This window comes from Achromobacter animicus (genome assembly GCF_902859585.1).
Classification (GTDB): domain Bacteria; phylum Pseudomonadota; class Gammaproteobacteria; order Burkholderiales; family Burkholderiaceae_B; genus Achromobacter; species Achromobacter animicus.
The window spans coordinates 164,717-176,347 of record NZ_CADIJM010000008.1; the positions used below are offsets into that span (position 1 = coordinate 164,717).

Annotated in this window: 9 protein-coding genes and 1 pseudogene; 6 read left to right on the top strand and 4 right to left on the bottom strand. The window is 67.4% G+C overall.

Annotation, left to right across the window (positions count from 1 at the left end; all coding sequences use genetic code 11):
- Positions 1–30: 30 nt before the first annotated feature.
- Both tgt and queA read right to left on the bottom strand, forming a co-directional pair.
- The gene (gene tgt, locus HV681_RS19115; RefSeq protein WP_175124536.1) at positions 31–1,167 is read right to left on the bottom strand and encodes a tRNA guanosine(34) transglycosylase Tgt; all 1,137 of its coding nucleotides are present in this window, start codon (positions 1,165–1,167) and stop codon (positions 31–33) included.
- On the bottom strand, positions 1,164–2,222 hold the full coding sequence (gene queA / locus HV681_RS19120; RefSeq protein WP_175124537.1) for a tRNA preQ1(34) S-adenosylmethionine ribosyltransferase-isomerase QueA: 1,059 nt from the start codon (positions 2,220–2,222) through the stop codon (positions 1,164–1,166). Before queA ends, tgt begins: the two co-directional genes overlap by 4 nt.
- Before the next feature lie 229 nt (positions 2,223–2,451).
- Here queA and dacB point away from each other — a divergent pair, with 229 nt between their 5' ends.
- Positions 2,452–3,900: a D-alanyl-D-alanine carboxypeptidase/D-alanyl-D-alanine endopeptidase gene (dacB, locus tag HV681_RS19125; RefSeq protein ID WP_175124538.1), complete on the top strand. Its 1,449-nt coding sequence runs from the start codon at positions 2,452–2,454 to the stop codon at positions 3,898–3,900.
- Positions 3,901–4,113: 213 nt separating this feature from the next.
- On the top strand, positions 4,114–4,749 hold the full coding sequence (gene upp, locus HV681_RS19130; protein ID WP_175124539.1) for a uracil phosphoribosyltransferase: 636 nt from the start codon (positions 4,114–4,116) through the stop codon (positions 4,747–4,749).
- 105 nt (positions 4,750–4,854) lie between these two features.
- On the opposite strand, the gene cysG is transcribed toward upp, so the two are convergent.
- Positions 4,855–6,264, bottom strand: coding sequence for a siroheme synthase CysG (gene cysG / locus HV681_RS19135; RefSeq protein ID WP_175124540.1), 1,410 nt, complete (start codon positions 6,262–6,264; stop codon positions 4,855–4,857).
- Positions 6,265–6,379: 115 nt separating this feature from the next.
- Complete coding sequence (locus HV681_RS19140; RefSeq protein WP_175124541.1) at positions 6,380–6,961, bottom strand: ANTAR domain-containing response regulator; 582 nt, start codon at positions 6,959–6,961, stop codon at positions 6,380–6,382.
- 418 nt (positions 6,962–7,379) lie between these two features.
- On the opposite strand from HV681_RS19140, the gene HV681_RS19145 reads away from it, so the two are divergent.
- The 4 genes and pseudogenes from HV681_RS19145 to HV681_RS19160 all read left to right on the top strand — a co-directional run.
- Positions 7,380–8,678, top strand: a complete 1,299-nt coding sequence (locus tag HV681_RS19145; RefSeq protein ID WP_239212833.1) for a CmpA/NrtA family ABC transporter substrate-binding protein — start codon at positions 7,380–7,382, stop codon at positions 8,676–8,678.
- 25 nt (positions 8,679–8,703) lie between these two features.
- Entirely contained in the window at positions 8,704–9,534 is an 831-nt protein-coding gene (gene ntrB / locus HV681_RS19150) for a nitrate ABC transporter permease (RefSeq protein ID WP_175124542.1), read from the top strand.
- A 4-nt stretch (positions 9,535–9,538) separates the two neighbouring features.
- Positions 9,539–10,417, top strand: coding sequence for an ABC transporter ATP-binding protein (locus tag HV681_RS19155; RefSeq protein WP_175124543.1), 879 nt, complete (start codon positions 9,539–9,541; stop codon positions 10,415–10,417).
- A 10-nt stretch (positions 10,418–10,427) separates the two neighbouring features.
- A pseudogene (locus HV681_RS19160) lies at positions 10,428–11,630 on the top strand (NAD(P)/FAD-dependent oxidoreductase); the annotation flags it as partial.
- Position 11,631: the final 1 nt, after the last annotated feature.

The window sequence follows — 11,631 nt, forward strand, 5'->3', positions numbered from 1 at the left end:
AAAAGCCCCTGGCGGGGCTTTTTTAACCGGCTACTCGATGCCGCGGGCGCGGTCCGCGGCGAACTGGGCGCGCCAGGCCTCAAAGCGGCCTTCCGCAATGGCCTCGCGCATTTCTTGCATGATAGTCAGATAGAAGTGCAGGTTGTGCAGCGTGTTCAAGCGCGCGCCGGTGATTTCGTTGGCGCGCTGCAGGTGGTGCAGGTAAGCGCGCGAGAAATTGCCGCAGGTGTGGCAGCTGCAGCTCGGGTCCAGCGGGCGGGTGTCGTCGCGGTACTTGGCGTTGCGGATCTTCACGTCGCCAAAGCGCGTAAACAGCCAGCCGTTGCGGGCGTTGCGGGTGGGCATGACGCAGTCGAACATGTCGACGCCGCGGCTCACGCCCTCGACCAGGTCTTCGGGAGTGCCCACGCCCATCAGGTAGCGCGGAGCCTGGACGGGCAGCTTGGGCGTCACGTGCGCCAGGATGCGCATCATGTCTTCCTTGGGCTCGCCCACCGACAGGCCGCCGATCGCGTAGCCATGAAAGCCGATGTCCTGCAGTCCGGCCAGGGACTCGTCGCGCAGCGACTCGTACATGCCGCCCTGCACGATGCCAAACAGCGCGTTCGGGTTGCCCAGGCGATCGAATTCATCGCGCGAGCGGCGCGCCCAGCGCAGCGACATGCGCATGGAGCGCGCGGCTTCCTCGACGGTGGCGGGGCGGCCGTCGATTTCATAGGGCGTGCACTCGTCGAACACCATGACGATGTCGGAATTGAGCGAGCGCTGGATGCGCATCGATTCCTCGGGCGTGAGGAACAGGCGCGCGCCGTCGATGGGCGAGGCGAACTTCACGCCTTCCTCGGTGATCTTGCGCATGCCCTGCAGGCTGAACACCTGGAAGCCGCCCGAGTCGGTCAGGATGGGCTTGTCCCACTGCATGAAGCCATGCAGGCCGCCATGCTTTTCCATGATTTCGGTGCCGGGGCGCAGCCACAGGTGGAAGGTGTTGCCCAGCACGATCTGCGAGCCGACTTCCTTGAGCTCGTGCGGCATCATCGCCTTGACGCTGCCGTAGGTGCCCACCGGCATGAAGATGGGGGTCTCGACCACGCCGTGGTTCAGCGTGATGCGGCCGCGGCGGGCGCCGCCGTCGGTGGCGAGCAGTTCGAAGTTGAGTCCGGTCATGAGGCAGGGGTTTCGATGAACATGGCGTCGCCGTAGCTGAAGAAGCGGTAGCGCGCGGCGACGGCGTGGGCGTAGGCGCGGCGGATGGGCTCGACGCCGGCCAGCGCAGACACCAGCATCAGCAGGGTCGACTGGGGCAGATGGAAGTTGGTGACCAGCGCGTCCACCACCCGGTACTGGTAACCGGGGGTGATGAACAGGCGCGTGTCGCCCTGGGCGGGGGCCAGCGGGACGCCGGGGGCGGTGCGGCCCTCGGTCTGCGCGGCGGCCGATTCCAGCGCGCGCACGCTGGTGGTGCCGACAGCGATCACGCGTCCGCCCTTGGCCCGGGCCGCGGCAATCGCGTCCACGGTGGCCTGGGGAACGGTGAACCATTCGGCGTGCATGACGTGGTCGGCCAGGTTGTCCACGCGCACCGGCTGGAAGGTGCCGGCGCCCACGTGCAGGGTGACGAAGGCGCGGGCCACGCCCAGGCCCTCCAGGCGCTCCAGCGTGGGCTGGTCGAAATGCAGGCCGGCCGTGGGGGCGGCGACGGCGCCGGGTTCTCGCGCGTAGACGGTCTGGTAGCGGTCGTCGTCGCCCGCGTCCGCGGCGTGCGTGATGTAAGGCGGCAGCGGCGTCGCGCCGTGGGCGTCCAGCAGGTCAAGCACGGGGCCGGGGAAGCGGATGTCGAAGAGTTCGCCTTCGCGGCCCAGCACCGTGGCCTCGAAGGCGTCGGCCAGGCGCAGCACCATGCCCGCGCCGGGCGACTTGCTGGCGCGCACGTGCGCCAGGACGCGGTCGGGTTCGGTTATGCGTTCGACCAGCACCTCGATCTTGCCGCCGGTGATCTTGTGGCCCGGCAGACGCGCCTTGATGACGCGGGTGTCGTTGAACACCAGCAGGTCGTTGGGCCGCAAGAGGGAGGTGAGGTCGGCGAACTGGCGGTCATGCAGCTGGCTGGCGGCGTCCAGGTGCAGCAGGCGGCTGCCCGTGCGCTCGGCGGCCGGCGTCTGCGCAATGAGCTCGGGCGGCAGTTCGTAGTCGAAATCGGAAACGGTGAAGGACTGGGTCACGCGGGTATCTGGAGCAATGGGATCGGCCCTGCAAATGTCGAGCCATGCCGGTTGGGCGGGCTTGGGGCAACCGCATATTGTAAAGGGGACGGTTAATAGGGGCGGATCGGCGTCCCGCGCAGATAAATACGCCGCCAAAAGGCCCCGAGGGCCGTCCCGCGCCGCCCGTAACCGTTCCAGGTTTTGTATGCTCTCGGTTTTGCTGGACGAGCAACCAGGTGGGCGAGGCATGACGGGACAAGTGATCAGGCGGGTGGGCGGACTGAAGCAGTGGCTGGCCGGCGGTGTCCTGGCCTTGGCCGCGTGCGCTGCCTTTGCGCAGGTTCCCGGGTTGCCGCCCGACGTGGTGAAGGCCTGGAAAGCCAGCAAGCTGCCCGACAGTTCGCTGTCGCTGGTGGTGCAGGAGGTGGGCGGCCCGCGGCTGGTGGCGCTGAACGCCAAGGAGGGCCGCAATCCCGCGTCCGTGATGAAACTGGTCACGACCTGGGCGGCGCTGTCCGAGCTGGGGCCCAATTACGTCTGGCGCACCGAATTCATGACGGCGCCCGGCTCGCGCCCCGACGCCAAGGGCGTGCTGACCGGTCCGCTGTACCTGCGGGCCGGGGGCGATCCGCAATTCCTCATGCAGGATCTATGGACACTGCTGCGCGAGCTGCGGCTGCGCGGCGTCAAGCAGATCAATGACCTGGTGATCGACCGCAGCATCTTCGGCCAGGTGTCGATCGACCCCGGCGCGTTCGATGGCGCGCCCGACCGGGCCTACAACGCCAGTCCTGACGCGCTGATGGTGGGCTTTGGCGCACTGCGGCTCCTGTTCACGCCGGACCCGGTCGCCAATAAATGGGTGCCGCTGATCGACCCGCCGCTCCCCGGCCTGAAAATCGAAGGCCAGGTGGAGTGGAGCGACATCCGCTGCCCGGGTCCGCCGGTGGTCACGACCGATCCCGTCATTACCCAGCAGGGCGTGACCATCCGCGTCAACGGCAAGGTGGCGGGTTCGTGCGGGGAGTTCAGCCTGTATCGCCTGGCGCTGTCCCAGCCCGAGTACGCCACCGAGGTCTTCCGCATGCTCTGGAAGGAACTGGGCGGCACGTTCAAGGGACAGGTCCGGTCCGGCATGGTGCCGGCGGACGCGGTGGTGCTGGCCTCGCATGATTCGCCGACGCTGGCCGAGGCCATCCGCCAGATCAACAAGCGCAGCAACAACGTCATGGCGCGCACCCTGCTGCTGACGCTGGGCGCCGAGCGCGGCCGCCGGCCGGCCACTGTGGCCAGCAGCGAAGAGGTTGCCAAGCAACTCCTGGCCAAGCAGGGGCTGGACATGCCGGAGCTGGTCATCGACAACGGCGCCGGCCTGTCGCGCGAGGCCCGTGTGTCCGCGGATAGCCTGGCGTCGATGCTGACCGTGGCCTGGAATTCGCCGGTGATGCCGGAATACATTTCGTCCTTTGCCATCGCCGGCGTGGACGGAACGGTGCGCCGCCGCCTGAAGGGCAACGGCACGCTCGGCATGGCGCATCTGAAGACCGGCTCGCTGCGCGACGTGCGTTCGATCGCCGGCTACGTGCTGGGGGCGAGCGGCAAGCGCTATGTCGTCGTCAGCATCGTCAACCACGAACAGGCTGGCGCGGTCCGAGCCTTCGACGACGCCTTGATCTCCTGGCTCGCCGAACAATGAATGTAGGCCCCCACGCCGCGCGCACGTTGTGCGCTAGCTGCCCCCCGAGGGGGGCTGCCCCGCCTTGGGGCGGCCCGGCGGCGGGGCGGGCTTAAAACGTTTACGATCCTCCCATGTGCCCACGACCATGAAAGGCAAGCGCGCCGCGCCTTGCCCGCGGCCGCCTGAGGCCAAAAGAATTCTGACCAACAAATACTCTGGAGAGTTACGCACATGCCCGTGCACGAAATCCGCCATCCGCTGATCCGCCACAAGCTCGGGATCATGCGGCGCGCCGACCTCAGTACCAAGAGCTTCCGTGAACTATCGCAGGAAGTGGGCGCGTTGCTGACGTATGAAGCGTCCAAGGACCTGCCGCTGGCGCCCGCCACCGTCGAGGGCTGGTGTGGCCAGGTCGAGGTCGAGAAGATCGCCGGCAAGAAGGTCACCGTCGTGCCGATCCTGCGCGCCGGCATCGGCATGCTGGACGGCGTGCTGAGCCTGATTCCGGGCGCCAAGGTCAGCGTCGTGGGCGTGGCCCGCAACGAAGAGACGCTGGAAGCCCACACGTATCTGGAACGCCTGGTCGGCGAACTGGACCAGCGCCTGGCGCTGATCGTTGACCCCATGCTGGCGACGGGCGGCTCGATGGTCGCCGCCATCGACCTGCTCAAGCGCGCCGGCTGCAAGGAAATCCGCGCGCTGGTGCTGGTGGCCGCGCCGGTGGGCATCGACGCGGTGCTGGCCAAGCACCCGGACGTGCACATCTACACCGCGTCCATCGACGACGGCCTGAACGAGCACGGCTACATCATGCCGGGCCTGGGCGACGCCGGCGACCGCATCTTCGGCACGCAGCAAAAGGGCTGAAAGCAAAAGGGCTGAAGACGCGTTGCGGCCGGTTCCCTTCCCGGGATCGGCCGGACCTCGACCGCACAGCGGCCCAGGACCGCGCCCGGTCAGCAGGTCAGGTTTTCACGCCGTAACCGCCGGCTGTCCCAGGTGCTGGCCGAACCAATGCAACTGCGGCGCCAAGCCGGCGACCTCGCCCACGATCAGCAGGGCGGGGGACCGGACGGCATGTTCCCGCGCCAGTTCCGGCAGTTGCGCCAGCGGACCCGACACCACACGCTGTTCGGGCCGGCTGCCGTTTTCGATGAGCGCAAACGGCGTCTCGGGCGAACGGCCATGGCGCAGGAGGCGCTGGGTCAGCAATTCAAGCTGGCCCACACCCATATAGAACGCCAATGTCTGTTTTTCGCGCGCCAGCGCGGGCCAATCCAGGTTGTCTTCATCTTCGCGGCAATGCGCGGTGATCAGGCGCACCGATTGCGCGTGCTCACGGTGCGTCAGCGGAATGCCGGCATAGGCGGCACAGGCCAGCGCCGCCGTAATGCCCGGCACCACTTCGTAGCGCACGCCGTGCGCGCGCAGAAATTCCAGTTCCTCGCCGCCGCGGCCAAAAATGAATGCATCGCCACCTTTTAGCCGCACCACGCGGCGGCCGGCGTGCGCGTGTTCGACCAGCAGCGCATGGATGCGCGCCTGCGTCGCGTGATGGTTTTCGCCGGGCAGCTTGCCCACCGACACGCGTTCGGCGTCGCGCCGGGCAAGCGACATGACCTCGTCGCTGACCAGCCGGTCGTAGAGGATGACGTCGGCCTCGTTCAGGGCGCGCAGGGCCTTGAGCGTCAGGAGACCGGGGTCGCCAGGGCCAGCGCCGACCAGCACCACGCTGCCCTCGGCGGGCGCGATGGGCGAGGCCAGCGCATCGGCCAGCGCGGCCTCGGCCTGCGCCGGTTGTTGCTGGCGCAGGAATCCCGCGACCGGGCCATCCAGCAACCAGTCATAGAAGCGGCGGCGCGCGCCCAGGTCCGGGTGGCTGGCGCGGATGCGTTTGCGGTAGGTGGCCGCCAGGCCGGCAAGCTGGCCCAGCGTGTGATCGAACAGCGATTCAATGCGCTCGCGGATGCGGCGGGCCAGCACGGGGGCCACGCCCGACGACGAAATGGCGACGATGACCGGCGACCGGTCGACGATGGACGGCACCTGGAAAGACGACAGCTCGGGGTCGTCCACGACGTTGGTGAATATGCGGCGCGCTTTCGCAGCCTCTGAGACCGCGGCGTTGACCGCGCGATCGTCGGTGGCGGCCACGACCAGCCACATGTCGTGCAGCCAGGCGGGGTCGAACGGCCCCGGCAGATGGCGGATACGGCCCTCGGCCGCAAGGGCCGCCAGGGCCGGCGTTAGTTCGGGCGCGCCCACGACCACATTGGCACAGGCCTCCAGCAGCGCGAGCGTCTTGCGTTCGGCGACGGCGCCGCCGCCAACAACGAGTACCAGCCGGTCTGTCAGATCGGCAAAAATCGGGAAAAGCTTCATGAATGCCAGCCTCGGGCGTACCCGGCTCAATGTGGGTCGATGATAGGGACGGGTTCTCATCCCCACAACTTTTGATTTCTTTATTTCATATAGCCAAAATTTATTTGGCAGCGTGTCAGGCGCTGCCCAGCCATTGGCTCATTTCGACGACTTCGCGGGCGACTTCGCCCAGCCGTTTCTGGCTTTGCATGGCGCGCTCGCGCAGCAGCCGATGCGCGTCTTCCTCGGAAACGGCGCGCGTCTTCATCAGGATACCCTTGGCCTTCTCCACCCACTGCCGGTCCGCCAGGCGGAGCTGGGCCTCGCGCAGTTCCTCGCGGCGGGTCTTCTCCACGGCAAAGCGCTCGATCGCCACGGTCAGCAGGGGTTCGATGCGGGCGGCCGGCACATCGCCCACCACATAGGCGGCCACGCCTGCGCGTAGCGCCGTGCGGATGGTCTCGCGGTTGTCGTTGTCGGTGAACATCACGACTGGCCGGTCGCTGTACGAACTGGCGACGCAGATGTTCTCCAGCGTGTCGCGGCCGGGGGCGTCGCTGTCGATCAGTACGACGTCGGCGGCGGACTGCGCGATGCTGGCGGCCAGGTCGGCGCCCGGGGCCACCTCGGCGACGACGTGCACGCCCGCTGCGGCAAGCGTTTGCCGCAGCGACGCCGCGCGTCCTTCGCCATCGTTGAGCAGCATGACCTTCAGCATGAAACACCCCCTGTCTGCTTGCTGATGCAAGTTCCATGCCATGGTTGCCGCACGCGGCGGCGGGTGCCTGAGCAAGGTGGCGGGGCGCGCGCCGCACAGCGATGGTGCGCTGCGGCATCGCTCTGCGCACCAATATGGCTCCGCCCCTGATTCACGGCAGCACGGCGCTGACGCCGCGGAATCGCCGCAGCGCCAGCGCCCGCGCGGCCTGCAGGGCGGTTGGCATCTTTCCGCGAAAAACTGGCACAGCGATTGCTTAAGTGAAAACGGGGCGGCCAACGGCGGTCGCCCGACGCAACACGCCGCGACACGCGGCCAGGGACAACGACGTTCCGCTGCGCCATCGGATCCAGATCCGTGGCGCGCGGGACGTTTTTTTTTTCCGCCATTTTTTCCGTCACCCCGCAAGGAACCCTCCATGACGCTCATGACCCGCAGTTCCTCGACCGTCACCGCGCCCGCCGACGCGACCGCCAACGCCAGCCGCCGCAAATGGCTGGGCGGCACGGCGCGCGCGGTAGCCGGCGCCGGCCTGCTTTCGCTGGTCGATCCGCTGGTGCGCGCCGGCGCATGGGCCGCCGGGACAGACGCGCCGGAAAAGACCGAGGTCAAGATCGGCTTCATTCCGCTGACCGACTGCGCCTCGGTGGTGATGGCGTCGGTGCTCGGCATCGACAAGAAGTACGGGGTCAAGATCACGCCGTCGAAGGAAGCATCTTGGGCCGCCGTGCGCGACAAGCTCATGAACGGCGAACTGGACATGGCCCACGTGCTGTACGGCCTGGTCTACGGCGTGCACATGGGCATCGGCGGTCCGAAGAAGGACATGGCCGTGCTGATGAGCCTGAACCAGAACGGTCAGGCGATCACGCTATCGAACAAGCTGCTGGAAGCGGGCGCACGCGACGGCGAATCGCTGGCCAAGCTGATGGCGGCCGACAAGCGCGAATACACCTTCGCACAGACCTTTCCGACGGGCACGCACGCGATGTGGCTGTATTACTGGCTGGCGGCTCATGGCATCAATCCCATGAAGGACGCCAAGGTGATCACCGTGCCGCCGCCCCAGATGGTGGCGAACATGCGCGTGGGCAACATGGACGGCTACTGCGTGGGCGAGCCGTGGGGGGCGCGCGCCATCATGGACAAGATTGGCTTCACCACGGTGACGTCGCAGGGCATCTGGACCGACCACCCCGAAAAGGTCCTGGGCGCCAGCGCCGACTTCGTGAACCGCAATCCCAATACCGCGCGTGCGGTCACCGCCGCGATCCTGGAAGCCGGCAAATGGATCGACGCGTCGCCCGAGAACCGCCGCAAGACGGCCGAGACCATCGCCGCCAAGTCCTACGTCAACACCGATGCGGGCGTCATCGTGGACCGAATGCTGGGGCAGTACGACGATGGCTTGGGCAAGAAGTGGTCGGACGCGCACGCCATGCGCTTCTATGCGGACGGCGCCGCCAATTTTCCGTACCTGAGCGACGGCATGTGGTTCCTGACACAGCACAAGCGCTGGGGCTTGCTGAAGGAGCATCCCGATTACCAGGCGATCGCCACCCAGATCAATCGCGTCGACGTCTACAAGCAGGCCGCGCAGGCCGCGGGCGTTGCGCTGCCCGCCAGCGAAACGCGTACGTCCAAGCTGATCGACGGTGTGGTCTGGGACGGCAGCAATCCGGCGGCGTATGCCGACGGTTTCAAGGTCAAGGTCTGATGGCCACCACCAAAGGGGACTCGAAATGTCTACCGTAACGATGACAACCCGCGGCGACGCATTCGCCGCGTTGTGGCGGGAACGCCTGGAATCCGCGCTGAAGGCGGTCGTGGGGCCCGTCGCCGGCTTTGCGCTCTTCGTGCTGGTCTGGCAGGTGGTGGCGATGCGCATACCGGAGATCCCGACGCCGGGCGTCACGTGGCATGCGGCCGTCGAGCTTTTCTCGGACCCGTTCTACGACAACGGCCCCAACGACAAGGGCATCGGCTGGAACCTGCTGGCTTCGCTGGAACGCGTGGCGATCGGCTTCGGGCTGGCGGCGCTGGTCGGCATCCCCGTGGGCTTTGCGATCGGCCGTTACGCCGCCGTGCGCGCCATGTTCTCGCCGATCGTCAGCCTGTTGCGGCCGGTGTCGCCGCTGGCGTGGCTGCCGCTGGGGTTGCTGCTGTTCAAGGCGGCCAACCCCGCCGCGATCTGGGCGATTTTCATCTGTTCGATCTGGCCGATGATCATCAACACCGCCGTGGGCGTGTCTCGCGTGCCGCAGGACTACCTGAACGTGGCGCGCGTGTTGAACCTGTCCGAATGGAAGGTGACGACCAAGGTGCTGCTGCCTGCCGTGCTGCCCTACATGCTGACCGGCGTGCGGCTGTCGATCGGCACCGCCTGGCTGGTGATCGTGGCCGCCGAGATGCTGACGGGCGGCACGGGCATCGGATTCTGGCTGTGGGACGAATGGAACAACCTGAAGGTCGAGCACATCGTCATCGCCATTTTCGTGATCGGCATCGTGGGGCTGCTGCTGGAAACCCTGCTGGTCGCGCTGGCCCGCCGTTTCACCTATACCGAGGAATAGCGCCATGAAGAAATTCGTACGCATCGAACGCGTGGGTCAGACCTTCGACACCCGCAAGGGCGCCTTCGTGGCGCTGCGCGATATCGACCTGACGGTCGAGCAGGGCGAGTTCATCACGCTGATCGGCCACTCCGGCTGCGGCAAGTCCACCTTGCTCAACCTGATCGCCGGGCTGACCCGGCCGACCAGCGGCGTGCTGCTGTGCGCCGAACGCGAGATCACCGGCCCGGGGCCCGACCGCGCGGTGGTGTTCCAGAACCATTCGTTGCTGCCGTGGCTGACGTGTTTCCAGAACGTGCACCTGGCGGTCGAGCGGGTATTCGGCGCCACGGAAAAGCGCGCCCAGCTGGCCGAGCGCACGCGCGCCGCGCTGGACCTGGTGGGCTTGCTGCCCGCGCAGAACAAGCTGCCGCGCGAGATTTCCGGGGGCATGAAGCAGCGTGTGGGCATCGCGCGCGCGCTGGCGATCGAGCCGGGCGTGCTGCTGATGGACGAACCGTTTGGCGCGCTGGACGCGCTGACCCGCGCGCATCTGCAGGACGAGTTGCTCAAGATCGTGGCCAAGACGCGCACGACCACGATCATGGTCACCCACGACGTGGACGAAGCCGTGCTGCTGTCGGACCGCATCGTGATGCTGACCAACGGGCCGGCCGCGACCATCGGGGAGATCCTGCCGGTGCCGCTGTCCCGTCCGCGCGATCGCGTGCGGCTGGCCAACGATCCGACGTATCTTGCGTGCCGCGCGGGCGTGGTGGACTTTCTGCATCGCCGGCACGGTAATCCCGAACGTTCGCAGGCCGCGGCGCAGGCGAATGCGGTCCTGTCGGTTGTGCCCGCGCCGTTGGAAGAAGCAGCGGCGACGGCACGCGCCGCCGCGTAGGAGGTCTGTCATGCAAGCCAGGCAGAAGCTGGTCGTGGTCGGCAACGGGATGGCCGGGATTCGCACCGTGGAGGAGCTGCTCACGCTCGCGCCGGATCTCTACGACATCACGGTGTTCGGCGCCGAGCCTCACACCAACTACAACCGGATCCTGCTGTCGCCCGTGCTGACCGGCGAACGCACGCTGCAGGACATCGTGCTGAACGACGAGGACTGGTATGCACGCCACGGCATCCGGCTGCTGCGCGGCCGCACGGTGACGGATATCGATCGCGCGCGGCGCGTGGTGCAGGCCGACGACGGTTCTCGTACGCCTTACGACAGGCTGCTGCTGGCAACCGGGTCCACGCCTTTGATCCTGCCGGTGCCGGGTCATGATCTGGACGGCGTGGTGGCGTTTCGCGACATCGGCGACGTCAATCACATGATCGACGCCGCCACGCGCTACCGTCACGCGGTGGTGATCGGCGGCGGATTGCTGGGCCTGGAGGCCGCCAACGGCCTGGCGGCGCGCGGCATGACCGTGTCGGTGGTGCACCTGGGCGCGGCGTTGCTGGACCGCCAACTGGACGGCGAGGCTGCCGCGCTGCTGCGCGAAAACCTGGAAGCGCGGGGGCTGACGTTTTTGCTCCAGCACCAGACCGAGTCGATCCTGGGCGGCACGGACGGGCGCGTGCGCGCGGTGCGCTTTGCCGACGGCACGGAAGTCCCGGCGGATCTGGTGGTAATGGCCGCCGGGGTGCGGCCCAACACCGAACTGGCCCAACGCTGTGGACTGCATGTGGATCGGGGGGTGGTGGTGAGCGACACCTTGCAGACGTTCGACCCGCGCATCTATGCGGTGGGGGAATGCGTCAGCCACCGTGGCACGGCCTACGGGCTGGTCGCGCCGCTGTTCGAGCAGGCCAAGGTCGCGGCCAATCACCTTGCGCTGCACGGCATCGGCCGTTACGAGGGCAGCGTCACGTCGACGAAACTCAAGGTGACCGGCATCGACCTTTTCTCCGCGGGCAACTTCGCGGGCGGCGCGCAGACCGAGACGATCACGCTGGCCGACATGCCGGGCGGCGTCTACAAGAAACTGGTTATTCGCGACGACCGCCTGGTCGGCGCCTGCCTGTACGGCGATACGGCGGACAGCGCCTGGTACGTGCGGCTGATCCGCGAAGGCGTCGGCATCGGCGCGCTGCGCGACCGGCTGATGCTGGGCGAAG

Coding starts and splice junctions, on each gene's coding strand:
- tgt (WP_175124536.1), bottom strand. CDS start 1,167: ATGACCGGACTCAACTTCGAACTGCTCGCCACCGACGGCGGCGCCCGC.
- dacB (WP_175124538.1), top strand. CDS start 2,452: ATGACGGGACAAGTGATCAGGCGGGTGGGCGGACTGAAGCAGTGGCTG.
- upp (WP_175124539.1), top strand. CDS start 4,114: ATGCCCGTGCACGAAATCCGCCATCCGCTGATCCGCCACAAGCTCGGG.
- cysG (WP_175124540.1), bottom strand. CDS start 6,264: ATGAAGCTTTTCCCGATTTTTGCCGATCTGACAGACCGGCTGGTACTC.
- HV681_RS19140 (WP_175124541.1), bottom strand. CDS start 6,961: ATGCTGAAGGTCATGCTGCTCAACGATGGCGAAGGACGCGCGGCGTCG.
- HV681_RS19145 (WP_239212833.1), top strand. CDS start 7,380: ATGACGCTCATGACCCGCAGTTCCTCGACCGTCACCGCGCCCGCCGAC.
- ntrB (WP_175124542.1), top strand. CDS start 8,704: ATGTCTACCGTAACGATGACAACCCGCGGCGACGCATTCGCCGCGTTG.
- HV681_RS19155 (WP_175124543.1), top strand. CDS start 9,539: ATGAAGAAATTCGTACGCATCGAACGCGTGGGTCAGACCTTCGACACC.